25 protein-coding genes and 2 tRNA genes are annotated in these 25,816 nt (G+C 68.1%); 9 read left to right on the forward strand and 18 right to left on the reverse strand.

The window, feature by feature from the left end; genetic code table 11:
* Positions 1-23: 23 nt before the first annotated feature.
* The 4 genes from ACR81A_RS12040 to ACR81A_RS12055 form a co-directional block, all read right to left on the reverse strand.
* A tRNA-Ala gene (locus tag ACR81A_RS12040) sits at positions 24-99 on the reverse strand.
* A 76-nt stretch (positions 100-175) separates the two neighbouring features.
* A complete protein-coding gene (locus ACR81A_RS12045) occupies positions 176-1,216 on the reverse strand; it encodes a hypothetical protein (RefSeq protein ID WP_440311935.1) in 1,041 nt (346 codons plus the stop codon).
* A 91-nt stretch (positions 1,217-1,307) separates the two neighbouring features.
* Positions 1,308-1,916, reverse strand: a complete 609-nt coding sequence (locus ACR81A_RS12050) for a GNAT family N-acetyltransferase (RefSeq protein WP_202380888.1) — start codon at positions 1,914-1,916, stop codon at positions 1,308-1,310.
* Positions 1,917-1,922: 6 nt separating this feature from the next.
* Complete coding sequence (locus ACR81A_RS12055; protein ID WP_440311936.1) at positions 1,923-2,837, reverse strand: UTP--glucose-1-phosphate uridylyltransferase; 915 nt, start codon at positions 2,835-2,837, stop codon at positions 1,923-1,925.
* A gap of 78 nt (positions 2,838-2,915) precedes the next feature.
* Here ACR81A_RS12055 and ACR81A_RS12060 point away from each other — a divergent pair, with 78 nt between their 5' ends.
* Positions 2,916-3,533: a 5-formyltetrahydrofolate cyclo-ligase gene (locus tag ACR81A_RS12060; RefSeq protein ID WP_440311937.1), complete on the forward strand. Its 618-nt coding sequence runs from the start codon at positions 2,916-2,918 to the stop codon at positions 3,531-3,533.
* Between the two features lie 11 nt (positions 3,534-3,544).
* Complete coding sequence (locus tag ACR81A_RS12065; RefSeq protein WP_202380885.1) at positions 3,545-3,769, forward strand: FmdB family zinc ribbon protein; 225 nt, start codon at positions 3,545-3,547, stop codon at positions 3,767-3,769.
* A gap of 18 nt (positions 3,770-3,787) precedes the next feature.
* Here the strand turns inward: ACR81A_RS12065 and ACR81A_RS12070 are convergent, their stop codons facing one another.
* The 8 genes from ACR81A_RS12070 to ACR81A_RS12105 all read right to left on the reverse strand — a co-directional run bounded on the left by ACR81A_RS12070 (position 3,788) and on the right by ACR81A_RS12105 (position 13,266).
* Positions 3,788-4,018, reverse strand: coding sequence for a hypothetical protein (locus ACR81A_RS12070; RefSeq protein WP_202380884.1), 231 nt, complete (start codon positions 4,016-4,018; stop codon positions 3,788-3,790).
* Positions 4,015-7,809 (reverse strand): AAA family ATPase, encoded by a 3,795-nt coding sequence (locus tag ACR81A_RS12075; protein ID WP_337248880.1) that lies wholly within the window; start codon positions 7,807-7,809, stop codon positions 4,015-4,017. Before ACR81A_RS12075 ends, ACR81A_RS12070 begins: the two co-directional genes overlap by 4 nt.
* A gap of 103 nt (positions 7,810-7,912) precedes the next feature.
* Positions 7,913-9,277: a uracil-xanthine permease family protein gene (locus ACR81A_RS12080; RefSeq protein WP_440311938.1), complete on the reverse strand. Its 1,365-nt coding sequence runs from the start codon at positions 9,275-9,277 to the stop codon at positions 7,913-7,915.
* Positions 9,278-9,423: 146 nt separating this feature from the next.
* A complete protein-coding gene (locus ACR81A_RS12085; protein WP_202380882.1) occupies positions 9,424-9,843 on the reverse strand; it encodes a cupin domain-containing protein in 420 nt (139 codons plus the stop codon).
* A gap of 17 nt (positions 9,844-9,860) precedes the next feature.
* Positions 9,861-11,282 carry an NAD(P)/FAD-dependent oxidoreductase gene (locus tag ACR81A_RS12090; protein ID WP_202380881.1) on the reverse strand — a complete coding sequence of 474 codons (1,422 nt, stop codon included), beginning with the start codon at positions 11,280-11,282 and terminating at the stop codon, positions 9,861-9,863.
* A gap of 122 nt (positions 11,283-11,404) precedes the next feature.
* Positions 11,405-11,647, reverse strand: coding sequence for an HPP family protein (locus tag ACR81A_RS12095; RefSeq protein WP_237462207.1), 243 nt, complete (start codon positions 11,645-11,647; stop codon positions 11,405-11,407).
* Positions 11,644-12,354: a CYTH domain-containing protein gene (locus ACR81A_RS12100; protein WP_440311939.1), complete on the reverse strand. Its 711-nt coding sequence runs from the start codon at positions 12,352-12,354 to the stop codon at positions 11,644-11,646. The genes ACR81A_RS12095 and ACR81A_RS12100 overlap by 4 nt, the downstream gene beginning before the upstream one ends.
* A gap of 9 nt (positions 12,355-12,363) precedes the next feature.
* The gene (locus ACR81A_RS12105; RefSeq protein WP_237462206.1) at positions 12,364-13,266 is read right to left on the reverse strand and encodes an EamA family transporter; all 903 of its coding nucleotides are present in this window, start codon (positions 13,264-13,266) and stop codon (positions 12,364-12,366) included.
* A gap of 33 nt (positions 13,267-13,299) precedes the next feature.
* On the opposite strand from ACR81A_RS12105, the gene ACR81A_RS12110 reads away from it, so the two are divergent.
* A complete protein-coding gene (locus tag ACR81A_RS12110) occupies positions 13,300-13,851 on the forward strand; it encodes a hypothetical protein (RefSeq protein ID WP_440311940.1) in 552 nt (183 codons plus the stop codon).
* 362 nt (positions 13,852-14,213) lie between these two features.
* Here the strand turns inward: ACR81A_RS12110 and ACR81A_RS12115 are convergent, their stop codons facing one another.
* Positions 14,214-14,741, reverse strand: coding sequence for a hypothetical protein (locus ACR81A_RS12115; RefSeq protein WP_202380879.1), 528 nt, complete (start codon positions 14,739-14,741; stop codon positions 14,214-14,216).
* Positions 14,742-14,884: 143 nt separating this feature from the next.
* Between ACR81A_RS12115 and ACR81A_RS12120 the strand changes: the two genes are divergently transcribed.
* The 5 genes from ACR81A_RS12120 (at position 14,885) to ACR81A_RS12140 (ending at position 20,124) form a co-directional block, all read left to right on the forward strand.
* Positions 14,885-16,186 carry a sensor histidine kinase gene (locus tag ACR81A_RS12120; protein ID WP_440311941.1) on the forward strand — a complete coding sequence of 434 codons (1,302 nt, stop codon included), beginning with the start codon at positions 14,885-14,887 and terminating at the stop codon, positions 16,184-16,186.
* Positions 16,183-16,803 carry a response regulator gene (locus ACR81A_RS12125; RefSeq protein WP_440311942.1) on the forward strand — a complete coding sequence of 207 codons (621 nt, stop codon included), beginning with the start codon at positions 16,183-16,185 and terminating at the stop codon, positions 16,801-16,803. The genes ACR81A_RS12120 and ACR81A_RS12125 overlap by 4 nt, the downstream gene beginning before the upstream one ends.
* A 114-nt stretch (positions 16,804-16,917) precedes the next feature.
* Positions 16,918-17,424, forward strand: a complete 507-nt coding sequence (locus ACR81A_RS12130) for a hypothetical protein (protein ID WP_440311943.1) — start codon at positions 16,918-16,920, stop codon at positions 17,422-17,424.
* Positions 17,425-17,558: 134 nt separating this feature from the next.
* Positions 17,559-18,902 carry an LCP family protein gene (locus ACR81A_RS12135; protein WP_440311944.1) on the forward strand — a complete coding sequence of 448 codons (1,344 nt, stop codon included), beginning with the start codon at positions 17,559-17,561 and terminating at the stop codon, positions 18,900-18,902.
* Positions 18,903-18,909: 7 nt separating this feature from the next.
* Positions 18,910-20,124, forward strand: coding sequence for a peptidoglycan glycosyltransferase FtsW (locus tag ACR81A_RS12140; RefSeq protein WP_440311945.1), 1,215 nt, complete (start codon positions 18,910-18,912; stop codon positions 20,122-20,124).
* 7 nt (positions 20,125-20,131) lie between these two features.
* Here the strand turns inward: ACR81A_RS12140 and ACR81A_RS12145 are convergent, their stop codons facing one another.
* From ACR81A_RS12145 to ACR81A_RS12165, 5 genes are all read right to left on the reverse strand, one after another.
* Positions 20,132-20,761, reverse strand: a complete 630-nt coding sequence (locus tag ACR81A_RS12145) for a hypothetical protein (protein ID WP_440311946.1) — start codon at positions 20,759-20,761, stop codon at positions 20,132-20,134.
* Positions 20,762-21,280: 519 nt separating this feature from the next.
* Positions 21,281-21,353: transfer RNA gene (locus ACR81A_RS12150), tRNA-Arg, on the reverse strand.
* 137 nt (positions 21,354-21,490) lie between these two features.
* On the reverse strand, positions 21,491-22,258 hold the full coding sequence (locus tag ACR81A_RS12155; RefSeq protein WP_202380872.1) for an NlpC/P60 family protein: 768 nt from the start codon (positions 22,256-22,258) through the stop codon (positions 21,491-21,493).
* Positions 22,259-22,474: 216 nt separating this feature from the next.
* A complete protein-coding gene (gene gdhA, locus ACR81A_RS12160) occupies positions 22,475-23,827 on the reverse strand; it encodes an NADP-specific glutamate dehydrogenase (protein ID WP_440311947.1) in 1,353 nt (450 codons plus the stop codon).
* A gap of 91 nt (positions 23,828-23,918) precedes the next feature.
* Positions 23,919-24,611, reverse strand: coding sequence for a metal-dependent transcriptional regulator (locus ACR81A_RS12165; RefSeq protein WP_440311948.1), 693 nt, complete (start codon positions 24,609-24,611; stop codon positions 23,919-23,921).
* A gap of 84 nt (positions 24,612-24,695) precedes the next feature.
* Between ACR81A_RS12165 and serC the strand changes: the two genes are divergently transcribed.
* The gene (gene serC, locus ACR81A_RS12170) at positions 24,696-25,814 is read left to right on the forward strand and encodes a phosphoserine transaminase (RefSeq protein WP_440311949.1); all 1,119 of its coding nucleotides are present in this window, start codon (positions 24,696-24,698) and stop codon (positions 25,812-25,814) included.
* Positions 25,815-25,816 lie beyond the last annotated feature (2 nt).

The following is a 25,816-nucleotide window of genomic DNA, read 5'->3' on the forward strand; positions in this document are numbered from 1 at the left end:
CCCCGCAAACGCGAGGCCTCCTGTGGTGGATCTGAGGGGAATCGAACCCCTGACCTTCTCATTGCGAACGAGACGCGCTACCAACTGCGCCACAGACCCTTACAGCGATCGAGTTTAGCAGGCGCGGGTGCGCGCGTAAAATCGCCCAGCAGGCGCGCGAAGCGTGTCGTGCGGGTCAGCCCGCGTTGCGGCGACGGCGGAGCACCGCGTCGAGATCGGGCATCCCCTCGCTCGTATCGCCCACGACGCCCATACCGCGCAGGCGGCTCTGAGCGGCCTGCTGCTGAGCTGTCGCGGCAGACGACTGGGGCCGGCCCGCGGAGGGCTGCGGGGAGGCCTGAGCAGGGGCCTGAGCCGCGGGGGCCTGAGCCGCGGGAGCCTGAGCCGTCGGACGGGCAGCCTGCTGGCGCTGCGCGTGCTCTCGGGCCACCTGCTCGCGCACCTCACGGAGCAGGATCGAGTCGGTCTGGTTCACCTGAGCAGCCGGGCGCTCAGCGCGTGCACGGGCAAGCGCGCGAGCACGGGTGATGCGTTCGGCCGCAGCGCGCTGTGCGGCGGCGTGCGCCTCGGCGGCCGCGTCCGTCTCCCCCGTCGCGACGGGTTCCGCCTCAACCACGGGCGCGGGCGCGACCTCAACAGGCACGTGCTCCGCAGCGATCGGCTCGACGCGCACGCGCCCCGGGGCGAGCAGCACAAGCGCGCCCAACGAGGCCAGTGCAACAAGCAGCGCGCACACGAGTAGCGCGGGGCCGCTTCCCGCGATGAGCAGGCCGATACCCACGAGCGCGCCGAGGAAGCCCATCAGGGCACCAAGCGCGGCGATCGCACGCACGCGGCGAGCGGCCGGGCGGCGCAGCATTGCCGCACGCTGAGCCGCGGCCTGCCGGCGCCGCATCTGCTGCGCGCGAATCTCCGCCCGCACGGACGCTGCGCGCGCCTCGGCGAGCTCTGCCTCGCGCTCGGCCTCCTGCTGACGCTGAGCCGTGCGGAGCAGCTTCTCGTGCGCCAGGGCCTCGCGTGCGGTGGCCTCGAGCCGCACCTCCTGCGGCACCTCACTCGTCTCCGCGAGGATGCGAAGGGTGCGCTGCAGCCGCAAAGCATTCCGCTCGGCGGCGCGGAACTCGCGGCGGCGGGCCCACGCGGGCACGAGCACGGCGGCCCAGAGCAGCGCAGCGATCACGAAGATCACTCCGCCTCCGAGCACGCCGCCTGTCATGTGCATTACTGTACGGTGCCGCCCGGTTCGGCGCGTCCCGGCGCGCCGCGGCGCGGCGAGTTCACCACACGAACGGTACTCAGGTACGAACTCAGTGCTGCGGCCACGACAGGCGGGCGAGCATTGGCCCCTCGTCGCGGGTCGTCACGAAGCACTCGTGGTCGCGCCAGGCGCCGTCGATGTGGATGTAGTCCTGACGTCGACCCTCGTACCGCAGCCCCAGCTTCTGCACGACGCGGAGCGACGCGGAGTTCTCCGGTCGGATGCAGATCTCTACGCGGTGCAGCCCGAGCTCACCAAAGATGTAGTCCATCGCGAGGGCGACCGCGGCAGGAGTGATACCCCGACCGGCGACGTGCTGCGACACCCAGTACCCGATCTGGGAGGACTGCAGCGCACCACCGCTCAGCTCGGAGATACTCAGCTGCCCGACGACCGCACCGTCGTACAGCACGACGAACGGTACGCCGCTGCCCGCCCGCAGCTGCCGGCGCTGCAGACGAATTGTGGGGCGCATCGGCACGGAACCGGGCACAATGCTGCGCCCGCTCGGGTGCGTCGCCTCCCACGGCTGCAGCCACTCGCGATTCTCGCGCAGGAGCCGCTGCAGCGTGGCGGCGTCGGCCGCTCGGACGACACGCAACCCCACGCGCCCGACGCTGAGCAGCCCCGGGTCTGGAATCGCCTGGCCGAGCGGCACGGGTTCTTAGCCCTCGCGACGCGCGCGCAGCTGCTCAGCGAAGTCAATCACCCAGTCGGAGATCTCCCCGCCGAGCTCATCGTGGTCGACACCGAGCAGCACGTTTGCCTTGATCCAGTCGGCACGGTCGCCCGTGTCGTAGCGACGACCGCGGAAGATCACACCATAAACCGGTGCCTCACCCTTGCCCTCGGCGAGCTGGTTCAGCGCGTCTGTGAGCTGGATCTCGCCGCCGCGCCCCGGGGGGAGCTCGTCGAGGATGTCGAAGATCTCCGGGCGCAGCACGTAGCGGCCGATCACAGCGAGATTCGAGGGCGCCTCTGCAGCGGCAGGCTTCTCCACGAGGCCGGTGACGCGCACTACATCGGGATCGTCGGTCGCCTCAACGGCAGCGCAGCCATAGAGGTGGATCGACTCCTGCGGCACCTCCATGAGCGCGATGACGGTCGCCTCGCGGCTGTCATGCTCAGCGATCATGCGGTCGAGCAGCGGATCGCGCGCATCGATGAGGTCGTCACCGAGCAGCACCGCGAACGACTCGTCGCCGACGTGGCCGCGCGCGCGGCCCACCGCGTGGCCGAGACCGAGCGGCTGGCCCTGGCGCAGGAAGTACACCTCGGCGAGCTCGCTCGACTCGTGTACCTTGCCGAGCTTGCCCTCGTCGCCCTTGCGCTCAAGCGAGTACTCGAGTTCCGGCACGCTGTCGAAGTGGTTGACCAGATTGTCCTTGTTCCGGCCCGTGATGATGAGTACGTCGCCGAGGCCAGCAGATGCCGCCTCTTCGACGACGTACTGGATCGCCGGCTTATCGACGATCGGGAGCATCTCCTTGGGCATCGCCTTCGTCGCCGGAAGGAATCGGGTACCGAGCCCCGCGGCGGGGACGACGGCCTTCGTGACGGCGCGCTGCGTTTCAGTCATGCAGGCCAGCCTAATGTCGGCAGAGGCGCGAACAAAGTTGGGCCGCCAGCGATTCCGCAGGAAAGGTATGGTTTCGCTATGGACAGTTCCGTGGGTGCCACACCGGTTTCTGCGCGAGCGCGCGCAAAGCGGCGGGTGCGCGCGGCGGTGCGCGCGAGCCGGGCTACGCGATCCCCATCAGATCGAAGCACCGCGGCAGCCGAAATCTCCGCGCACCTCATCGCGCTCGTCGAGGCCGCACAGGCACGCCGGGTGACGTGCTACCTCGCGACTGCGGGCGAGCCCGATCCCGAGCTGTTTCGGCAGTGGGCCACCGAGCAGGGCATCGAAGTGCTGTTGCCGGTCTCGCTTCCCGACCACACCCTCGCGTGGGTGCTCGCGGGGCAGGGCGATCCGGTGCCCGGGCGTCACGGCATCCGCGAGCCCGTGGGGCCGAGGCTTCTCGCGACCGCCGCCGGCAGCGCAGACCTCATGCTCATCCCCGCGTGCGCGGTCGACCGGGCGGGCACGCGCCTCGGCTGGGGCCTCGGCTACTACGACCGGTGTCTGGCAGCGTTGGATCAGCGCCCGCCCGTCTACGCGGTGGTGCACGACGCGGATCTCGTGGCCGCGCTCCCCCGCGATGCCCACGACATCCCCGTCACGGGCGTGGTCACTCCGGCCGGGGTCCGCCGTTTCGCAGCCAAGACGGGGTAGGCTGACTGATTGTGCCTACCTACGCTTATCGGTGTGCCGACTGCGGCCACGCATTCGACATCTACCAGTCGTTCTCGGATGATGCGCTCACCGAGTGCCCCGAGTGCGGCGGCGCGCTGCGCAAGGTCTTCGGCTCCTCGCTCGGCGTGACGTTCAACGGCTCGGGTTTCTACCGCACCGACTCGCGGGCAAGCGGATCAGGATCGGGCTCCTCCAGCAGCTCGTCCAGCTCCTAGCTCGGCGTCGCGCTCCCGCTAGCCCCAGTGCGGCGGGCGATCGCGCTTCAACCGTGCTTCGTTGGCGCGCTCGGCAGTGCCGTCCGCACCAGAAGCCGTGTCCCCCCAGCCCTCCGCGCGATCCTCGCCGGCTCGCGCGTTGAGCGCGTGCTCCGACGGGCGCGGATCCACTCCCGAGGGAGCGGGCCGCTGCGCCCGGCGCGAGCGACGCTGCGGGCGAGACTCCGCCGCCGGGTCGGTATCGGTCACGCCTGATCCGCGGCGAGCTCCCCCGCCTCGATTCCGAGGGTGCGGGCGATGCGGCGCGCGGCCTCGTCGGGGTCGGAGAACAAGTCGAAGCTCTGGACTCGGTGGTAGTGCCAGCCGAGGCGGCGCAGCACGGCCGGGCGGAGACGCAGCGTATCGCGCAGGCTCTCCGAACCGTCACCCAGGTCAACATCGATCGCGATCGCGCGGCCGTCGTACGACGCGGCAAGCGGAATCGCGCCGCGGTAGTCGAGCGCAACCGTGAGCCCGAGCGCTTCCAAGCGGTCGGCGAGCTCGCCGATCATGGGATCGCGCTCGGCGGGGAGCGCGGGCGGCTCGGGTGCCGGGTGCTCGAGTGCGAGCAGCTCGGCGAGCTCCACGACGCCGTGCTTGATGCGCGCGGAGTCGAGGTCCTTCGGCTTGAAGCAGCTAACGATGGTCATCGCGCGGCGGGCGCGGGTCATTGCGACCGCGAGCAGGCGTTCGCCGCCCGGGCGACCGAGGCCGCCAAAGTTGGAGAGCACGCGCCCGTGCGGGGTGCGGCCGTAGCCGATCGAGAAGATCACGCGATCGCGGCTCTGCGCGGTCGCCTGCTCGAGCGTCATCACCGCGAAGGGCTCCGCACGATCCCCGAGCAAGAACTCGCGGTACTGCGGGAACTTCGAGAACGCCTGCAGCACGGCCTGGTACACGCGCACCGCGTGGCGTTCGCTCGCCGTGATGACCATGAGCGACTCACCGGCGCGATCGCTCGCGTGCTGGAGCACCAGCTGCACCACGCGCTCGACCTCGGCGTCTGTGCTCTCCACGGCACCGGTCTGCTGGTCCGGCAGGCCCTGGCCGCCGCTCACAAACTCGTACGTGAGGCTCGAGTGTCCGAGGAAGCTGCCCGCCCAGGGCAGGGTCTGGATCGCCTCGCCGTAGAAGCGCGTGTTGACGAGCTGTGTGAGGTCTTCGCCGCCGGCGCGGTAGCTGCGCGTCAGCGTGAGCGTCGGCAGCACCTCGCCGAGCGCGGCGAACGCCGAGCTGCGGTGCAGGGCGTCGGCCTCCGCAGGATCGGATGCCGCCTCCGGCACCGGGGCGCCAACCGACAGTTCGAAGTGCGCGGGCGTCTGCGTCATCGTGTCACCGAAGGCCACGACCTGCTGAGCGCGACGGATGGCACCGAGGTTCTCCACGAGGGTCGTGGCTCCCGCATCGACGAGCAGCACAGTGTCGAAACGCATGCTGTCGGGCAGCTCTGCAACCTCGTACGGCGACATCGTCCAGACCGGCGCGAGCACGCTGAGCAGGTGAGGGGCGCCCTGTGCGAGCTGGGCGACGGTCACGTCGGGGCGGCGCAGCGCCTCGCGCATCGCGAGCGCCTCCTGCTTGTGGTCGAGCACGGCAACGCGCCACGCATCGGCCAAGCTCGCAGCGAGGAGCGCGCCGTTCGCGCCGGCATGCGCATCGTCGACGAGGCGGAAATCGGCCTCGAGCCGCTCGAGCACGCCAGTGTTCGCGCTGAGCAGCGCGGGGTTCGTGTGCAACATCCGCTCGAGCGCCGACTGCCACCAGGCGAGTTCCAGCTCGGAGGCGACGTCCTCGGCGGGCACGTGGCGTGCCGAGAGGTCGTCGAGCAGCGGCTCGAGGTGCGCGGCGCGCATGCGCTCCACGATCTTCGTGCGCTCCTGGATGTTCTGCAGCACCTCGGACTCGCGGGCGAGGTCGGAGATGCGGCTCGCGAGCGATCCGAGGGTGCGGTTCTTCAGCCGATCGGGATCGCTCGCAACGCCGAGCACCCGATCGAGCTCATCGAGATCCTGGTAGGCGGACTGGAACGCCACGACCACGTCAGAGATACCGAGCGGCACCTCGGGGCGGGCGCCGACCACAGTCGTGTAGCGCTGCCAGAGCACGCGCTGCTGCTGGATCTGCACGAGGCGCGAGTACATGTCCGTGATGTGCACGCCGGGGCGCACGTACTCGCGGGCGAGCTTGCGCAGGCGACGCTTGTTCGCGGCCGTCATCTCGTCAGAGCCGCGCGGCGCGTGCGCCGCGATGACCTCGGTCAGCGAGCGGTCGTACACCGACGGGGTGAAGCGGTCGAGCGTATCGCGGATGCCCATGAGCAGCCGGAGATAAACCCCAAGCTCGGCGATCGTCTCGTACGGGCGCATTGACGTCTGGCCAATCACCTCGTTGGCCATCGAGATCAGGCGGGGCAGCTGCGCCTCGGCGAGATCGACTGCGGTGCCGTACGCGGTGCGGGCCTCCTCCGTCGTGGAGAAGCTCACGCCGTACCAGGGCGAATCCTCGGGCCCGTACTGGAACTGGCCGAGGCGCGCGACCTCTGTGAGGTCCTCCGCCATCGCGCTGCGATCAAGCGTCAGCTGGCCGAGGGCGTGATCATCGAGCCGCACGGTCGTGTGCGGCGGACGCTCGCTCTGGGCGAGCCGCGTCAAACGACGGAGGGCGTCGAGCGGCGAGACCCCGTAGCGCGGGTCCGCGGTCGAGAGTGCACCGCGGTAGTCGCGCAGCACCCCGCGGAGGCGGATCAGCGCAGCATCGACTTCACCCAGCTGCTCGGCGCGCGCGTTCTCGTTGCGGCTAATCGACTCAACGAGGTTGCGGCGCACACGGCGCGGGCCGACCGAGAGGCCGGCGAGGCCTGCGCGCGTCAGGCGGTGCGAAATCCCGTCGAGCGTCGCCCGGCGGGGCGACACGACGAGCACGCGCTTCCCGTCGCGGGCAAGGCTACCGATCGCGTTGACCACGGTCTGCGTGCCGCCCGTGCCGGGCAGCGTGTGCACGACGACCGAGTGGCCGGCGTCGATCTGCGCAAGCACATCGTCCTGCTCGGCATCGGCGTCGTACAGGTGCCGGTCCACGTCGGGCGAGCGCTCGTCGGGCGCGGTCGCGCTCACGGGCCGGTAGGCCTTCGCGAGCTGCTCACGCGCCGGCTCGCTGCCACACACAGCCGCGAGAATCGGCGAGTCGAGATCCTTCACCGCACCGACCATGCCCTGCGCCACCGAGTGGAACGAGGACACGACAAGGCGCGGCTGCACCACAAACCCAGAGACCCCGGCGACGGTCTGGCGCACGCGGTCGATCACGGGCTGGGGCTTGAACACACCCTCGGACTGCGACAGCTCGACCAGTGCGCGCGCATCAAGCGTGATGCCGAACTGTTCGCGCAGCGCACGGATCAGCTCCTCGTTCACCGAGGGGAACTGCTTCAGCTTGAGCTCGAAGTCGCGGCCATAGCGGCGAATAGCGAGGGGACGCAGCAGCACGGGGGCGCAAAACTCCTCGCCTTCGAACGTCCACTTCGCGATGCCCACACCGAGGTGAACGGTCTCGAGTCCGCGCACCGTCCGCATCTCGATCGCCTTGTCGGTCACGCGCCCAGCGGCGGCGCGCGCGTGGCGGAGCGCGAGGTCGTCGCGAATCAGGGCAGAGAGCAGGATCTTGTTACCCGTGATGAACTGCGGCAATCCGCCCGGGTGGGTGGTCGAGAGCTCAATCCGGTTGGCGGGTCGGTCATCGAAGTGCAGCAGCGGGTTTCGGCCGCCGATGCGCGCGGCGTCGCGGCGCCAGTCGGCGTGCTCGTCCGCGTACGCGTCGACGAGTGACACCGGCCCGGTGAGCTGGGCCGTCAGATCGCGCTCGGGGGCGCGGGGAGCCTCGGGGGCGGGGGCAGCCGGGACCGCGCCCTCGTCCTGGGGCGGCACCGCCTCAGCGGTGACCTCTACGGTCTCATTATCGTCGCCACCCGATTCGGGTCGCCGACGTCGGTCTACACTCCACACACCGCCACCCTAGGCGCTGAAACAGCAAAACAGCGCATCCGCAACGGAGTTTCGTCGGCTGCGGATGCGCTGTGAATGCGCTGATGGCGCGGGATCGAACGCGCTAGCTCGCGTCGTCGGCTGCCGGGCCCGTGACGACGGGGTCCGCGAGCTGCATTTCGCCACCGCGCGCCTTCGCGAGCACGCGCATGAGGTGGTAGACGCCGATCGCCGCGATCGTGCCGAGCGCGATGCCGTTGAACACCACCGAGCCGAACTGAATCGTGAAGTCTGCGATGCCCACGATGAGCGGCACGGCGGCCGAGAACTGGTTGATCGGCTTCGAGAAGTCGACCTTGTTGTCGATCCAGATCTTCACACCGATGAGGCCGATGAGGCCGTAGAGCGCGACGGTCACGCCGCCGAGCACCGCCGGCGGCACCGAGAAGATCACGGCGCCCACCTTAGGCGAGAAGCTGAGCAGCACGGCGATGGTGCCGGCGACCCAGTACGCGGCCGTCGAGTAGACGCGGGTCGCGGCCATCACGCCGATGTTCTCACCGTAGGTCGTGGTGCCCGAGCCACCGCCGAAGCCGGCGAGCATGGTCGAGAGTCCGTCGGCGAGGAGCGCACGGCCCGTCACGCCGTCGAGGTCGCGGTTCACCATGAGGCCCACGCTCTTCACGTGCCCCACGTTCTCGGCGATGAGCACGAGCACGACAGGCAGGAAGGCCGGGAGGAGGCCCCACAGCGAGGGATCGGCAAACGGGTTGCCTACCGCATGGAACTGGGGCAGCCCCACCCAGTCGGCCTCAGCGACCGCATCGAAGTTCACGAGACCCGCGATCACCGCGATGATGTAGCCGACCGCCATGCCGAGCACGATCGAGAGGCGGCCGATGAGACCGCGGAACAGCACGGTGATGAGCAGGATCGCGACGAGCGTTGCGAGCGCCACCCACGAGGAGAGCACCTGATCGACATCCGGGTTTGCGCCGGGGTTGCCGGTCCAGTTGTTGCGCACGGCCGGTGCGAGGTTGAAGCCGATGAGAGCAACAATCGCGCCCATCACGACGGGCGGCATGAGCGCGTTGATCCAGCCCGTGCCGAAGCGGTGCACCACGAGGCCAACGACGGCCATGAGCACACCGATCGCGAGGATACCGAAGGAGGCGCGGCCGAGATCATCGCCGCCGGCGGTGGCGGCAAGGATCGGCGCGATGAACGCGAACGACGAACCGAGGTAGCTCGGCAGGCGGTTGCCCGTGAGCAAGAGGAACAGCATCGTTCCGAGGCCCGAGAAGAAGAGGGTGGCCGTGGGGCTGAAGCCCGTGAGCAGCGGCACGAGGAAGGTCGCGCCGAACATGGCGACCACGTGCTGTGCGCCGAAGCCGATCGTGCGGCCCCAGCTCAGGCGCTCCTCCGGGAGCACAATCGCGTCGGGGGCAACGTGCTTTCCGTCACCGTGCAGTTTCCAGGGCAGCGCCATGCGGGCTCCTTCAATGGGGCGGTCAGTTCAGAAGTGAGCTGCGCGTCCGCCCCTGCGAGCGCGCGACCAATCGATCATCATACAGCGAACGCTCAGGATCGGTGCGAAAAGATCACCGACCCTGAGCGTTCAAGCGCGCGTGCGGGTTAGCCCGCGATGTAGACCTTGCGGATGTGGTCGCGTACGGTCCAGCGGGTGCGGGTGCCTGCGACCAGGCGCATGACGTCGCCGGGGCCCACCTCAACCGTGCGCGGATCGGCCGAGGGATCGCTCTCAACGCCGGGCTCGCTGAGCAGCTCGATGGACGCGCCACCCGAGAGCACCACGAAAAGCTCGTCCACCTCGGTGTCGGTCACGGTGCCGCCGCGCAGCTCCCAGATGCCGGCCTCGGCGCCGCCGATCTCGCCGAGCTCAACAATCCCCTGCGCGGGATCGCCCGAGACGACGTCCGCGGCTTCCACCGCCTCGAGCGCCACCGGGATCGACCCGGCGTGCACGGCTGCGTTGCGGCCGTTCGGCAGGGCACCCTCGTTCGCTGCGCTCTCGTTCGCTGCTGTCTGATCCATGTTCTCCTCTACGCCGCTCACGAGTCGAAGCCCAGGCCGAGCGCATCAAGCGTCTTGAGCAGCACGTTGCGCTTGCCCTCGTTGTGATCCGCGCGGTCGAGCGACCAACGGGTGAGGTTGATGCCGATCGAGGCGGCGGGCTCGGGCGGGAACGGCAGCGGCACGTCCTTCACCATCTTGAGCTCGGTGCGCTCGGTGACCCGACCCTCGAGGCGGTCGACAATCACGTCGGCCGCGAAGTGGGTGGCCCCAACGCCCAGACCCGTGAAGCCAGCGACGTACTGCACGCGACCGCCCAGCGCCTGGCCAAAGAAGGCGCAGAAGCGCGTGCTCGTGTCGATGACGCCGGCCCAGCGGTGGGTGAACTTCACGCCTGCGAGCTGCGGGAAGGTCGTGAAGAAGTGGCTCGCAAGCTTGCGGTGGCTCTCCATCCGGTCCTCGTACTCGGGCTTGATCTTGCCGCCCGCGTAGTAGACGGCGTCGTAGCCGCCCCAGAGAATCCGGTTGTCCTTCGTGAGGCGCGAGTAGTGGAACTGGTTCGCCATGTCGGCGAGACCCTCCCGGCCGTCCCAGCCGATCGAGGCGAGCTGCTCGTCGCTCAGCGGTTCGGTCATGAGCACGTAGTCGTACACGGGAACTGTGTGGAAGCGGTAGCGCTTCAGCAGCGAGGGGAACACATTCGTGCAGAGCGCCACGCGCTCCGCGGTGACCGTGCCGCGCTCGGTGGTGAGCTGCACGGGAGTATCCGCTCCCCCATCGAGGCGCTTCACGGGCGTCTGCTCGTGGATCTCGACGCCGATCTTCGCGGCGTGGCGCGCAAGCTCTGCCGCCAGCTTCGCGGGGTGCAGGTTTGCATTCTCCCGCGGGGCGAACTCGCCGCCCAGGAAAGTCGGCGATGCGATGCGGGCCTGCACTTCTTCGGCGTTCAGCGTGACGACCGTGGGGTCCTCGCTCTCGCCGAGCCACTCGACCTGGTGCGGGGCGTTCGCCACGGAGAGCTGGCCGGTGCGCTCGAAGTCCACGTCGAGCCCGTTGTCCGCGATGAACTGCTCCATCGCGTCGAGGTTCTCGTAGCCGAGGCGAGCGAGCACGCCGGTCTCCTCGGGCCAGCGTGCCTCAGCGTTCGGCTCACCGTGAGTGATGCTCGCCTCGCAGAAGCCGCCGTTGCGGCCTGATGCCGCCCAGCCAACGCGCTTCGCCTCGAGCAGGATCACCCGTCGTTCGGGGTGCTCCGTCTTCAGCTTGATCGCGGTCCAGAGGCCGGCGTAGCCGCCGCCCACCACAGCATCGTCCACGCGCGTATCGCCCGCGAGCGCGGGGTAGCGCGCTGCGGTGTCGGCAACGTCGTCGATCCAGAAGCAGGAGAGCTTCGTGTCGGCAAGCGAGTCTTCGACGATCTTCGCTGCCGGTCGGTTCGTTTCAAAAATGGTCTGGTGCATGGGGTCCTCGTCTTCGATGTCCGAGACGATCCTTGCACAGAATCACGCGAATGTAAATGACATTGACATTCGCGTTTACACGTGGTGACTCCTCTTTTTCAGGAGCCGCCACGCGCCGCCCGTTACTCAGCCGGCGGCTTCATGATGGCGCCCGTGGCGAGCCCCATCGCGAGCCCGGCGGGGAGCCACAGCCAGAACTGGGTGAGCGCGCCCAGGACGACGCCCATGATGGCGCCCATCACGATGCCGACAATGATCTGCTTGCGCCGCGCCTCAGGCGACGGCTGCGAGCCCTTCTGCGAGCCCTGCTTCTTGCCCGCCCCGCGCTCATTCCGGTTCTTATTGGGCTTCGCTCGGTTGCTCATGAGTCCAGGGTACGCGCCGCCGCCTGATCATCGGCGTCGAGTTCCAGAAGTGCGGCGATCACGGCAGCATCGGCCTGTTTCGCGCGGGCGATCTGCACGAGCTTGCCCGTCGCGCGCGCAATCTTTGCGGGGCTCGCGGACGGGCTGGCCCCGGCCGCCCGCAGCACGGGATCGAGCGCATCGAGGTGCGGTTCCGCTCCGCCTGGGAGGAGCTCGGCCTCCCACTCCCGCCAGGCGCGCCGCACCCCGTCGGCGAGGTCGGTCGCGCGCACGCGGTCGTCAGCGAGCTCGATGAGCGCGCGGCCCTGGACATCCCGCAGCACAACAACGGTGCGCTCGGTGAGCAGTTCGGCGCGCGGCCGCACGGATCCCGCGGCCACGCCGATCCGCGCGGCGAGCTCTGCGAGCAACCCCGCGGGCAGTTGCGTCTCGAGGGGCCAGTGCTGTTCGCGCACGCCGCCCGGCTCGCGTCGCTTCACGTGCCACCCTGCGTCAGTGCCGCCCTCGCGCACGCGCACGGCAATGCCAGCCCGTGCGAGGTCCTCGTCAGGCGTGTCGTAGTAGCGCGCGACGAGCTCGAAGGTTTCGGGCGCGTCCGCGGCAAAGCCCGCTGCCGCGAACTCCTCCGCGCTCGGCAGCGGTGCCCCGACCGCGATCTCGTACTTGCGCTCGATCTCGAGCGACTCGGTTCCCGGCTGTGTCGTCACGCCGACAGCTTACGGGGTCGCCGGCTCGTCCTGCGGCGGGGCAGCGGGCCCGTGCCCGCCGGAGAGCCACACAATTCCGGCTCCCGCGGCGACCACCAGGATGATGCCGACGAGCGCAATGGGGGTGAGCATCTGGTCCAGGAACAGCGCGCCGAGAATCGTGCCCACAACAGGATCGAACGCAAAGAAGACGCCGAGCACACGCGCCGAGGTGAGTCGGCCCGCGATCGTGTCGACCGTGAACGCGAGCGCGGTGCCGAGCAGCGCGGACGCAAGCAGTGGAATGAGGTGCTCCACGCGCACGAGCGGCACCACGGGCGCGGAGAATGGCAGTGTGAGGATCGCCGCGACGGTCACCGACAGCGCGACGCTCGGCAGGCCACCGTCGGACTGTCCCACGCGCGCTGCGAGCAGCGTGTAGAGCCCAAACGCGGCGCCCGCGAGCCCGGCGAACATGAGGCCGAGCGGGTCGAGCGCGCCGCCGAAGCCCGCGATCAGCGCGACACCGAGCAGCGCCACGACGGCGAGCAGCCCCTCGCGCGCACGGCGGGAGGCCGCGAGCGCGACGAGGCAGGGGCCAAGGAAGTCAATTGTGGTCGCGATGCCGAGCGGCAGGCGAGCGAACGCGAGGTACAGGAACGCATTCATCGCGGCCATGGCAACGCCGTAGAGCACGATTCCGCTCCACTCGCGGCGGGTGCGCCCACGCAGCCGCGGGCGGAAGATGATGAGCAGGATCACGGCGGCGAGCAGCATGCGCAGTGCGCTCGTGCCGAGCACGCCAAATGCAGGGAACAGCCCCACCGCGATTACGGCGGAGAACTGCATACCAAGGGATCCGATCAGCACGAGGAGCATGGCGCGGATCGTTGCGCTGCGTCCGAAGTGCTGGGGCGTCGACACTGAGCTCATCAGACCAACTCTAGTGCCGGTTACACTGGCCGGGTGACGGTGGACGATCGGGAGAGCGGGGCAACAGCGCGCGCTGTTGCAGCGTGCATGGAGACCGCTGCCGCACTCACTCAGGCTGGCGTCGAAGCTGAGTATCTCGCCGTGCTCGAGCCGCCCCGGCGCGTGCTCCTCTGGACTCGGCCCGCTCGCATGCGCTCACTCGGCCGCGTGTGGCGCGTGGGCACCCTGCTCCTCGGTACTGACGGCACGCTCTACGCCGCCGGTCGCGCGACCCGGGCAGCCGAGCGCGGTCGCCCGGGCTACCAGTCGTTGTCCCGCGAGGAGCGCCGCGAGATCGCCGCGGCGGCGCTGCGGGGCGGCTTCGAGAGCGGTGCGCCCGTGAACTTTGATGCCGTCGCGATCCCGCTCGGCGATGCGGACGCGCTCGCAGCGCTTGAGGCCGAGAACTCGGCGCTGCCGCTCGGCCTCGCGGACAGCGAAGTGCGCGTGCGGTGGCGGGCCGGCGCACCGCTGTCCGGAGCGCAGACGCTTGCTGCGTTTCTTGCCGATCGCGCCGCGCTGCTGCGCTCCCCCGAGCCGATCTAGCGGCACTCACCCGCGACCCGCATGGCGGCTCCTGCCAGAAAATAGCGGCTCCTGCCAGAAAACAACTGTGCCGGCCGCGTGTGATGGGGGATGCGGCCGACACAGTTCAGGGGGATCTGCTCAAGACACACGATCGAATGGGGGAATGATTGCGGTCTGGGGATCGAGCAGTTCGTGTCGCACGGATTGGGGGATCCGCGCTCCACCGGGGGTTGGTGGTCCTTTTAGAGTAGGCCCGCGAGCGGCGCCCGTAGCCCCGAACGCGGCGTTCTCCGTAGCCCGGATTCGAAAACTCCGTGTTGCGTAGAGGGCACTGGGTAGCGTTGTCGGTGTTTCTGTGCCGAATGCCGCGTCGCGCTGCGTTAAGGCTGAGTGGTCGGCTCGGAAGCGGTCGACAGATTGGGCTCGCTGCCCGGTTTCCGAAACGCGGCGCGCATGTGGTCGCTCGTCAGGAAATCAGCGATGCCGATCATGATGAGGCTGAACACGATCTGCTCCGTGATCATCCAGAGCGGGTAGAGGCCGGGGATCGCCGCCATGACCAAGGTGATCACGGGAAAGATCTGCGCGAAGAGCCGCAGCCGCTGGTACGCCCAGCGCCAGCCGAGCGAGGCGCGCCACGTGAAGTAGCAGAGCGTCACGGTCATTCCGAGCACCACGACGGTGCGCATCCACACCGCGAACGGCACTGCACCACCCGACCCGGCGATCACGACAGCCACCACGACCGCGCCGAGCCCGAGCAGCACCTCCACCCCAAGGAGCGCCCAGATCCATCCAAAGGCGCGGCGGGTGCGCGGATGATCCCGATCCGCGACGGGGATCCGCTCACCCGCGGCCCGCCCGCCCGCGAGCCGATCGATGCGCAGGAGGAGCTGTTCCCATTTCATAGCGCCAGCGTACGTCTGCACTCATCTCGATGTCACCCGAAAACCGCATGATCGGGGCAAAGATCAATCAAAAGGCGGAGCCACGGGTGCAGACGGCTCGGATAGTGTGGGGCCAGAACCCCACGGGGACGGAGGAGACTGGCATGAGCATTGTGAACGCACCACTCCCCCACGCGGCCCCGGGCACCGCCCCGCGCCCCGCGGTGCGCGCGATGCAGATCGGCCAGCACGTGATCGCCGCGGCGCTCACCACGATTGGCGTGATCCGCGCGACCGGCGACGGGGTCGCGATCCCGGTCGCGCTGATCTGCGGCCTCGCGATCCTCGCCTGGCACACCGCGGGCACGCTGCTGCCCTCGCGCGTGCGCGGCACGGGCGTGGTCGCGTGGTGGCTCGTCGGCCTCGCCGTGATCTGGGTCGTCGCGGTCGCGGTCTCCGCAGAGTTCGTGTGGCTCGCCTTTCTCCTCTGGCTGCTCGCCGGGCACCTCCTCCCCGGCCGGTGGGCGCTGCTCTTCTCGGCACTCGTGTACGCGGTGGTCGTGGGCGGCCCGCTCGTGCACCACGGCGCCACGAGCTACGCGAACGTGTTTGGCCCCCTCATCGGCGGTATCTTCGCGCTGGGCATCTCACGCGGCTACCTTGAACTGCTGCGTGATGCCGCCGAGCGCGAGCGCCTTGTCGCCTCGCTCACGCGCGCGCAACAGGAGATGGCGGAGCTGCAGGACGAGCTCGCGGTCGCGCAGCGCCACTCCGGCGCCGTCGCTGAGCGCACGCGCCTCGCGCGCGATATTCACGACACTGTCGCGCAATCGCTCTCGTCCATCCGCTTGCTCGCGCACGCGGAGCGTGAGCCCGCGACGCCCGACGATGCCCTGCGCACCCTCGCCCGCATCGAGGATCTGGCCGGCGACAGTCTGGGGGACGTGCGCCGAATCATCGCGGCGCTCTCGCCCGCCGAGCTCGACGAGGGCGCGCTCGGTGCGGCGCTCGGTCGTTTGCTCGCTGCGTTCGAGGACGAGACCGGCGTGCGCACCGAATTGCACGTCGACGATTCACTCCCACAGCTCGGCGCCGCCGCGGAGGTCGCTCTGCTGCGCACCGCGCAGTCCGCGCTCGCGAACGTTCGCCTCCACGCGGAGGCCTCGCGTGCCGTGCTCAGCCTGATCGACGCGGGCGATGCGGTGCGCCTCGACCTCATCGACGATGGGCGTGGCTTTGACGCGGCGAGCTGGGAACGCGCGGGCGCCGGCGGCTCAAGCTATGGCCTGCGCTTCATGCGCGATCGCCTGCGCGAGCTCGGCGGTGGGCTAGAGGTCGAGAGCGCGCCCGGCGACGGCACCGCGCTCTCGGCGTACCTCCCGCTCACCGCTGCCCCGAGCCCACGCCCCGATTCCGCCGCAGCGCCGACCGCTACCGCGCCCGCCCCGACAGAGGAGCCCCGATGACCGTCACCGTTCTGCTCGTCGACGACCACCCCGTCGTGCGCACCGGGCTGCGCGCTGTGCTTGACGCCGATCCGCGCATCCAGGTGGTGGGCGAGGCGGCCACGGGGGAAGAGGCCATCACACTCGCGGGGCACCTGTCCCCTGCCGTGGTGCTGTGCGACCTGCGGCTCGGCGATGGGCTCGACGGGATCGGCGTCACCGCCGAACTGCGGCGGCTCGATCCCGCGCCCGCGGTGCTCATCCTCACCACGTTTGACCGCGATGCCGAGATCCTTGGTGCGATCGAGGCCGGCGCGGCCGGCTACCTCCTGAAGGACATGCCGCCCGAGGCGATCATCGACGCCGTGCAGCGCACCGCGGCCGGCGAAACGGTGCTCGCGCCGAGCCTCGCGTCGCGCGTGGTCCAGGGAATGCGCAACCCGCTGCCGAAGCTCACCGCACGCGAGCTCGAGGTGCTGAAATTGCTCGTCACCGGTGCCACCAACCGCGAAATGGCTCGCGCACTGTTTGTCACCGAGGCCACCGTGAAGAGCCACCTCGCGCACATTTTCACGAAGCTCGACGTCGAGACTCGGGCGCGCGCAATCCACGTGGCGCAGGAGACCGGGCTCGTCTAGCCGCCGCCCGGCGCGGGTGCCGCTCGGCGCGGGTGCCCCCAGAACCGCCCAGCAAACCCTGCTAGCATCGCTCACCGTCTGGGCGCTCGGCCCCGATCCAGATCTGATGGGAGCATGATGCGCGCACACACGCACCGCGTTCCCCTGGCGCTGCTGCTCGCGTTTGCGGTGCTGCTGCCGGCGTTCTGGATGATCGACCTCGCGCAGGCGGACGCCGCCCACGCGGGTGCCACCCCGGTACAGGCCACCGAGCAGATTGAGGCGCCGCGCGTGCCCTCCCCGCGCCCTGAGGCGACGCCGCAGAGCGCACCGAGCATCGCGCCACCGAGCGATCGCCCCGAGCTCATCGAGAGCAAGGATGTGGCACTTGCGCTCACGCAGCCTGCGGAGGCGAGCACCCTGTACATGACCATGGTGCGTGCGCCCGGCGCGGACGAGCCTGCTCCAGATGGGGCAGCGTCGCACGTGCTGCCGCTCTCGCACGCGGGTGCCTCGCTCCCGGCGGTCGACGTTCCGCTCCCGACGCTCTCACGCGGCGAGACCCAGCGCCTCTCGCGACTGCTGATGCCACTCACCCCCACGCTCGAGGTGCCCACTACCCCGCCGTTGCTCTGCGTCTGAGCACCGCTCCTCGCACGGACACGCACGCCCACTGAGGGTGTGCCACGCAGGCTTCGCTTCGACGCGCGGTGACTCACGATGGCCCGGCTCTGCCGCGCCGCGATCGCAGCTCACCCCACACGGACGGAACCTCCATGCACGATCCCTATTTCGCTACCCCCGACGCAGCCCAGCCGAGACGTCGCTGGTCTCGCCGGCGTCGCCTCATCACCACGATTGCCGCGAGCCTCGTGCTCGTGCTCGGCGCGGGCGCCGCCGTGGCAGCGCTCATCTTCAAGAACTTCACCGACAGCATCGTGCGCTCGGACTTCGCGCTTCCGCTCGTCGAACAGCCCGAAGAAGACACGAGCGAGCAGAACATCCTCATCATGGGCATGGACTCGCGGGTCGATCAGAACGGCGAGCCACTGCCCGATGAAATCTACGAAGCGCTCCACGCCGGCAACGCGGATGATGGCGGATACAACGCAAACGTGCTCATGCTGCTGCACATCCCCGAGGATCGATCGCAGACCAGCGTGATCTCGATCCCGCGCGACGACTATGTCGAGCTGGTGGGGGCCCCGCTGGGGGTGACGCACTCGAAGATCAAGGAGGCGTACGGGCTCGCGATGCAGGAGCGCATGAACGAGATTGCCTACTCGGATGAGGAGTTCTCGGACGAGGAGGCGTACCAGGATGCGCGCCGCGCCGGTCGGCAGGCGCAGATCGAGACGGTGTCGCACTTCCTCGGCGATGTGCGCATCGACCATTTCGTTGAGATGACCATGGGTGGCTTCTACTACGTTGCCGAGGCCGTCGCCCCCGTGACGGTCTGCCTGAACCAGGCGACCGAAGACAGCTACTCGGGCGCCCAGTTCACGGCCGGAGTGCAGGAGCTCGACGCCGAGCAGGCGATGAGCTTCGTGCGGCAGCGGCGAGACACCGGATTCGACGGACCGTTCCTCACTGATTTGGATCGCTCACGCCGACAGCAGGCATTCCTCTCAAGCCTCGCGACGAACCTGAAGCAGCGCAGCACGCTCACGAACCCGAAGACCGTGCTCGCGCTCGCCGATGTCACGCAGCATCACGTCGCTCTCGACTCCGATTTCGACATCCTCGCCTTCGTGCGCACCGCGTTCGAAGCGTCGAAGAGCGGCGCCCGGTTCGTCACGCTGCCGATCCTCGGGTTTGAGACGATCGATGGTGCCTCGGTCAACACGGTCGATATTGACGAGGTGCAGAGCGTCGTCGCTGCCGTGCTCGACGGCTCCTACTTCGAGCCCGAGGTCGCCGCGGACAATCCCGATGCGCTGGCCGGCGACGAGCCAATCACCGACGGGGATCTGGACGAGACGGACGAGCCGAACCAGCTCGCCGAGGATGAGGCTCCCGCACAGGTACCCAGTGGCCGAGGCGCAGCGGGCGAACCCCTCGCGGTGTACGACTCGTGGGACGAACCGATCCTCGCCGGCTCGCTTCCCTGTGTGAACTAGGGGCACCATGCTTGCCCGCCGTACGCAGCGTGTCGTTCTCCCCGCGGACCCCAGGTCCCGGCGGTCGCTCGTGCCGCCGGGACCCGGGCCGCTGAGAAAGCTTGCGCTCACGCTCATCGGGGCGGTGCTGTTTCTCACCGTGACCGGGGTGGTGATGGTGCAGTCGGCAAGTCAGGTCACCGCAATCGCAGGCGGGCAGAACCCCATTTCCGGGTTTGTTCGGCAGGGGTCGTACGCGTTGATCGGGCTCGCCCTCTTCGTCGTGCTCAGCCGAGTCCCCACCGTCGTGCTGCGCCGGCGGGCCTGGTGGCTGCTGGGAGCCGGGTTCACCCTGCAGCTACTCGTGTACACGCCGCTCGGGTACGAGGCCGGCGGCAACCGCAACTGGTTGCGTCTCGGCCCGATCTCCGCCCAGCCAGCGGAATTCATGAAGTTCGTGCTGCTCGTGTGGGTGGCCACCGTGCTCGCCGCCAAGCTCCCGCTCCTCGGGCGCTGGTGGCACGTGGTCATTCCGATCCTGCCGGTGGTCGCGCTGTCGATGTTCATCAACGTGCTGGGCGGAGATCTTGGCACGCTCATGATCATCACGGCGCTTGTGTTCGGCTGTCTGTTCTTCTCCGGCGTGCGGTTGAGGTTCCTCGCGGGCATCGCCGCCCTTGCCGCGGCCGGGATCGCCGTGATGACACTCATCAAGCCGAACCGGGTGGTGCGCATCATCCACTTCATCGAGATCGACTGTCTCTCGGATACGGAGCACGCTCAGGGGGTGTGCTGGCAGTCGCTGAACGGGTTCTGGGCGCTCGCCCGAGGCGGGGTGTTCGGGGCGGGCGTCGGCAATTCAAAGGCGAAGTGGTCGTGGCTCCCCGAGGCGGAGACCGATTTCATCTTCGCCATCATTGGCGAGGAGCTGGGCGCGGTGGGCGCAGGCGTCATCCTGCTCGCGTTCGTCACGCTGGTGGCGGTGCTCATTGCACTCATGGGGCACTGCCGCGACCCGTTCGCGGTCGCTGTCCTCGGCGGCGCTGCAGCGTGGATCACGGCACAGATGGCGGTGAATGTCGCCGTGGTGCTCGGCTTCATCCCCGTGCTCGGTGTGCCACTCCCCTTCGTATCTGCGGGCGGCACGTCGCTCATCTCAACGCTCATGGCGATGGGCGTGGTGCTCGCCTGCGTGCGCGAACAGGGCGAGGCGAACAGCGCTCCTTCGCGCAGACCGAACTAACCCTCAGCTACCCAGCTGGCACCGCCCATTCCCAGGTCCACGAACCAGTGCTTCCAGCGTAGGCAGGCTGCGCGACAAGGGTGCCCTCAGGGTCCGCGACATCGAGGACGACGCTCCCGGTGACGCTCTCGCCAGGCCCGATGTAGTGGGGCAATTGTTCACCTGCAGCGAGGCACATGTACCCATTGCCGTCCTGTCCGGGGTCCGCGTTGGCCGTAGTCCCGTCGGGACGAATCCATTTCCAGAACGCGAAGCCGAATTCTCCCTGCGCTTCCGACGAAGTCGCCACTTCAAAGTCCAGTTTTACGAAGTGGCCGTTCTTTGAGGGTTGAGGATACTCCCCGGTGCATTCAGGGTCGACCGTGATTCCGGTGACCAGGAACTCCACTTCGAGCGGCTCACTATCCCCGATACCACCACGTTCGCCTACCCGCTTAATGAGGTTTCCGCGTTTACTCACCGCCGGGGAAGGAGTTTGTTCTTCTTCAACGGGCCCCGTGGTCGGCGTCGCATCAGTCTCCTGCGAGGAGCCTGACTTCGCGGTCTCATGTCCTGCCGAGGATTGGGCCGTTGTCCCAAGCATGACACCGGCGCTTCCTCCGAGCACCAACCCGCTGACCGCAGCGACACTGATCAAGGAGACGAGCTTTGCTGTCGAGTGTCCCCCAGCAGCGCGATTCGAGGTATGGTCGACGGCGCGATCACCCCCGCCAGAAAGTCCATTCTGCATATTGTTGTATCTGCTTTCTCAACGTCAGCGTGGGTAAGGCAACCACCCAGAAACAGTTTCCCGGGAACTCGCAGCACTCGACACAGACAAGGGACAGCGAACTCCTAACCGGAAGAGGCTATCACTCTCACTGCAATCCCAACTCGCGTTCGCGCGCGACGTGAGCCAGCCCCTCAACCTGATTCCCGAAACGGGCATCCCCCTGGGCGAGACCCGCTTCCTTCTTCTTGCTCGGAGATAGGAGCTTCTAGCCCAGTTTCCGCTTTGGGAAGAGGAAAGACGGGGATGCGTGGTAAGAGTTCTAGGGTCACACCTCTACCCCAAGGATCGTTGGGGAGTGATATTGAGAGATCTCTCTCGTGAAGCACTTGAAGAGGCCTAGGCACAAAAGCAACGCGTCACACGAAATACCGTTCAGATGTTTTGTGCCCTGGAGAGGAATCGAACCTCCGACACCTTCTTTAGGAGAGAAGTGCTCTATCCACTGAGCTACCAGGGCGGAGCCGCGCGTAGGCGACCTTTGGGAGTCTAGCGCACGTCAGATACCCCGCATCGCGCGCACAGGACCCAACAGAAACCGGCGCAGAAAACGCAGAGCGGGCGAGGTCGAAACCCCGCCCGCTCTGAAAAGCTCTCTTAGCCGAGACGAATGACGTCCGGCGTTGCGCTCGGCGACGCGTAGCCCGCGACCACCGTCTGGTTGCCCTGCCAGCCACCGTGCACGGCCTGGCCGTTGCCGATGTAGACGGCCACGTGGGGGGCGCCCGGCCAGATCAGGATGTCGCCGGGGGCGTAGTTGCCATCGGTGACGGGGGTGCCGTAGCGGTAGAAGTCCGAGACACCGTGGTCGTAGCCACCCTGGTCGCGACGCTCGGTGAGCCCAATGGCCGCGAGCGCGTTCTGGACGAGGTCGGTGCAGTCCTGCGAGACACCCACCTGCGCGAGCGCGGCAGCCACGAGGCCCTGCGCACCCTTGCCTGCGGGAACGTCTGCCGAGCTCTTTCCCTCAGCGGGGGCAGCTGCACCCGTGGTGCTCGTGCCGTTCAGGGTTGCAGCCTGCTCTTCAGCAGCCTTCTTCGCGTCAGCTTCAGCCTTCTTCTCGGCTTCCTTGTCCTTGCGCTCCTGCTCAAGGATTGCGGCGCCAATCTCGCCATCAAGCGCGACGACGGGCGAAATCTGCGCGGCGACCTCGGGCGTATCGAGGTTCTGCTGCAGCGCGATGTCTGCATCGGGCTGGCCCTCGACCTCGGGCGCAAGGGCGTAGGCGGGGAGCCCGAAGGTTCCCACCAGGCCCAGGCTCAGGACTGCTGCTCCGACCATCTGGCCGACGCGCTTTGCCCGCGCCCGCGTGGGACGGGCAGCGTTGTCCGAAACCGCGACCTCAGTACTGGGGTTGTGATTCACGAGAATAATCTGCCTTCACCTTGTGGGTTGTACATCTGGGGCGCCTCGTACGAGACGCGACCGTTCAAGAGTAACGGATGATCACGGGAATGTCACGCTCAGGTCACGAACCCGCCACAAGCCGCGTCATTTCAACAGTTCCAGGCGCCAGCGCGGCCTGGAACTCGTTCGACCCCGAACGAAATTCCCAGGCCACGCGCAGCGCAACTCAGCTGTTTAGATGACGCCTTGCTCAAGCATTGCCTGCGCAACGCGCACAAACGCGGCCGAGTTCGCCCCGAGCACGTAGTCACCGGGCTTGCCGTAGCGCGCCGAGGCGTCGTACGTCGCCTCGTGGACGTCGCGCATGATGCCGTGGAGACGGGACTCGCTCTTGTCTCGGTCCCACCGGGATCGAGCAGCGTTCTGGCTCATCTCGAGCGCGGAGGTTGCGACACCGCCCGCGTTGGCCGCCTTCCCCGGCGCAAACAGCACGCCGGCACCCTGGAACGCCTCGACCGCGTCGGGGGTGGTCGGCATGTTCGCACCCTCCGTGACGGCGCGAACCCCGTTTGAGATCAGCGTGCGCGCGTGCGCACCAGTGAGCTCGTTCTGCGTGGCGCACGGGAAGGCAAGCTCCGCGGGGACGTCCCACACCGAGCCGCCCGCAACATAGTGCGACCCCGGTCGACGCTCCGCATACTCGGAGATGCGCGCACGCTCCACGCCCTTGACCTGCTTCAGCAGATCCAGATCAATTCCTGCCTCATCGACGATGTAGCCGCTTGAGTCGGAGGCGGTGATCGCCTTGCCACCGAGCTGCTCGACCTTCTCAATCGCGTACGTTGCGACGTTGCCGGATCCGGAGACAACAGCGCGGTAGCCCTCGATGCCCTGGCTGGCCCGCGCGAGCATCTCCTCCGCAAAGAACACGGCGCCGTACCCTGTGGCCTCGGTGCGCACCTCGGCGCCACCCCAGCCGACGCCCTTGCCGGTGAGCACGCCCGCCTCGTAGCGCTGCGTAATGCGACGGTACTGGCCAAACATGAACCCGATCTCGCGGGCCCCCACACCGATGTCGCCTGCGGGGATGTCTGTGTGCTCGCCGATGTGGTGGACCAGCTCGGTCATGAAGCTCTGGCAGAAGCGCATGACCTCGGCGTCGCTCTTCCCGGTCGGATCAAAGTCCGACCCGCCCTTGCCGCCACCGATGCGCTGCGAGGTGAGCGCGTTCTTGAAAATCTGCTCGAAGCCGAGGAACTTGATAACCGACAGGTTCACGGAAGGATGGAACCGCAGCCCACCCTTATACGGCCCGAGCGCCGAGTTGAACTGCACGCGGATACCACGGTTCACCTGCACCCGGTTCTGATCGTCCGTCCACGGCACCCGGAAAATGTACTGCCGCTCGGGCTCCACCAGCCGCTCGAGAATGCCGCCCTCGATGAACTCGGGGTGCTCGGCGAGCACCGGCGCGAGTGTGTCCAGCACCTCCCGAACGGCCTGCAGAAATTCCGATTCGCCTGCGCTTCTGCGCTCAACGACTTCGGTTACGTCGCGCACATGCGCTTCGGGGGTGGGCAATGTCACCAGGGACTCCTCTGTCTATCAACTCCATTGTGGGCAGCACGAGGCCGGGCTCCCTCCATTCGGAGGGAGTCACCGCTATTGCGGGGTGCCTCTACTGCGAGACGAAAATGTGCGCGGCGACTTCCAGTGGAAGATCGATCGCTTCATTTGATCCTTCGACCTCGACGTGAACGGTGTCGCCACGTCGCGCGAAGGAAGCATGGTTTCCGGGTGTCACACCCGCGGCCGCGAGCTGCTCAAGCAGTTCGGGATCGACCTGCAGGGGCTCGGCCAGGCGCCGGATCCGCGCACGCAGCACGAGCTCCTGGTCGATCAGCAGGTCACCGAGACCGGTCACACCCGTCTGGAACGAGCCCGCGCGGGTGGAGCCGAGCTCCTCGAGGCCCGGGATCGGGTTCCCGTAGGGCGATTCCGTGGGGTTGCCGAGCATGCCAAGCAGCTTTCGCTCGACGCGCTCGCTCATCACGTGCTCCCAGCGGCACGCTTCCTCGTGCACATAGGCCCACTCGAGGCCAATCACATCGGCGAGGAGCCGCTCCGCGATCCGGTGCTTACGCATCACTCGAACGGCCTTCGTGCGACCCGGCTCCGTGAGCTCGAGGCGACGATCGTCCGTCACAACCACGAGACCGTCGCGCTCCATCCGGCCAACAGTCTGCGAGACGGTGGGGCCCGAGTGACCAAGTCGCTCAGAGATCCGGGCACGAAGCGGGACGATGCCCTCTTCTTCGAGCTCCAGAATCGTGCGAAGGTACATCTCCGTCGTGTCGATCAGATCTGTCATCGCCGTCCTCTCATCAGTCCGGCCACCAGCTTAGGGCATGCGTACCGTGAAACTGCGGTGTACTCCCCCGGTAGAATCGTGCGCATGGCCGACATCTCGATCCCCACAGACCTCTTGCCCGCCGACGGCCGCTTTGGGTGCGGCCCTTCGAAGGTTCGCTCAGAGCAGCTCGATTTCCTCGCATCGCTGCAGCCGCGCGTGCTGGGCACCTCGCACCGCCAGGCTCCCGTGAAGGACCTCGTGGGCAGCGTCCGCTCCGGGCTTGCAGAGCTGTTCAGCGCCCCCGAGGGCTACGAGATCCTGCTTGCGAACGGTGGCGCGACCACGTTCTGGGATTCGGCCGTGCACTCGCTCATCGAGCGCCGCAGCCAGCACCTCGCGTTTGGCGAGTTTGGCGCAAAGTTTGGCAAGGCTGCTGCGGCAGCTCCCTTCCTCGAGGCACCCGATGTGCGTAGCTCGGATGCGGGATCCCGCTCGGAGTTCGCGCCCGCCGAGGGCATCGACGTCTACGCGTTCCCACACAACGAGACCTCCACGGGCGTCATGGCGCCGGTGCAGCGCGTTGCTGGCGATGCCGGCGCACTGACGGTCGTTGACGCGACGAGCGCAGCGGGCGGCATCGATTTCGACGCTTCCCAGGCCGACGTGTACTACTTCTCCCCGCAGAAGAACTTCGCATCGGACGGCGGCATCTGGTTCGCGCTTGTTTCGCCCGCCGCGATTGAGCGGATCGAGCGGATCACCTCCTCGGGCCGCTACATCCCCGAGACGCTGAACCTCGCAGGAGCGATTGAGAACTCGCGGAAGAACCAGACGCTCAACACCCCGGCGCTCGCGCCGCTCGCCATGATGGACGAGCAGCTGCGCTGGATCAATGGCCAGGGTGGCCTGGCCTGGGCCGCGGCTCGCACCGCCGAGTCCTCGGCCGTGCTGTACGACTGGGCCGAGCGCACCGCGGTGGCCACGCCGTTCGTCACGAACCCCGACCACCGCTCGCAGGTGGTCGTCACGATCGACTTCGACGATTCGGTGGATGCCGCGGCGATCTCCGCCGCACTGCGCGCGAACGGCATTGTTGACACGGAGCCCTACCGCAAGCTGGGTCGCAACCAGCTGCGCATCGCCACCTTCACGGCCATCGAGCCGGACGACGTGCGCGCCCTGACCGCATCGATCGACTACGTGCTCGAGCGCCTCAGCTAAGC

Source organism: Leucobacter chromiireducens, from assembly GCF_051993095.1.
GTDB lineage: Bacteria > Actinomycetota > Actinomycetes > Actinomycetales > Microbacteriaceae > Leucobacter > Leucobacter chromiireducens.

Bases quoted from the DNA above. Each gene is read 5' to 3' on its own strand.
- ACR81A_RS12060 (WP_440311937.1), top strand. From the start codon at position 2,916: ATGGACAGTTCCGTGGGTGCCACACCGGTTTCTGCGCGAGCGCGCGCA.
- ACR81A_RS12095 (WP_237462207.1), bottom strand. From the start codon at position 11,647: ATGAGCAACCGAGCGAAGCCCAATAAGAACCGGAATGAGCGCGGGGCG.
- serC (WP_440311949.1), top strand. From the start codon at position 24,696: ATGGCCGACATCTCGATCCCCACAGACCTCTTGCCCGCCGACGGCCGC.
- ACR81A_RS12130 (WP_440311943.1), top strand. From the start codon at position 16,918: ATGATGCGCGCACACACGCACCGCGTTCCCCTGGCGCTGCTGCTCGCG.
- ACR81A_RS12045 (WP_440311935.1), bottom strand. From the start codon at position 1,216: ATGACAGGCGGCGTGCTCGGAGGCGGAGTGATCTTCGTGATCGCTGCG.
- ACR81A_RS12090 (WP_202380881.1), bottom strand. From the start codon at position 11,282: ATGCACCAGACCATTTTTGAAACGAACCGACCGGCAGCGAAGATCGTC.
- ACR81A_RS12085 (WP_202380882.1), bottom strand. From the start codon at position 9,843: ATGGATCAGACAGCAGCGAACGAGAGCGCAGCGAACGAGGGTGCCCTG.
- ACR81A_RS12055 (WP_440311936.1), bottom strand. From the start codon at position 2,837: ATGACTGAAACGCAGCGCGCCGTCACGAAGGCCGTCGTCCCCGCCGCG.
- ACR81A_RS12115 (WP_202380879.1), bottom strand. From the start codon at position 14,741: ATGAAATGGGAACAGCTCCTCCTGCGCATCGATCGGCTCGCGGGCGGG.
- ACR81A_RS12140 (WP_440311945.1), top strand. From the start codon at position 18,910: ATGCTTGCCCGCCGTACGCAGCGTGTCGTTCTCCCCGCGGACCCCAGG.
- ACR81A_RS12120 (WP_440311941.1), top strand. From the start codon at position 14,885: ATGAGCATTGTGAACGCACCACTCCCCCACGCGGCCCCGGGCACCGCC.
- ACR81A_RS12080 (WP_440311938.1), bottom strand. From the start codon at position 9,277: ATGGCGCTGCCCTGGAAACTGCACGGTGACGGAAAGCACGTTGCCCCC.
- ACR81A_RS12165 (WP_440311948.1), bottom strand. From the start codon at position 24,611: ATGACAGATCTGATCGACACGACGGAGATGTACCTTCGCACGATTCTG.
- ACR81A_RS12135 (WP_440311944.1), top strand. From the start codon at position 17,559: ATGCACGATCCCTATTTCGCTACCCCCGACGCAGCCCAGCCGAGACGT.
- ACR81A_RS12125 (WP_440311942.1), top strand. From the start codon at position 16,183: ATGACCGTCACCGTTCTGCTCGTCGACGACCACCCCGTCGTGCGCACC.
- ACR81A_RS12105 (WP_237462206.1), bottom strand. From the start codon at position 13,266: ATGAGCTCAGTGTCGACGCCCCAGCACTTCGGACGCAGCGCAACGATC.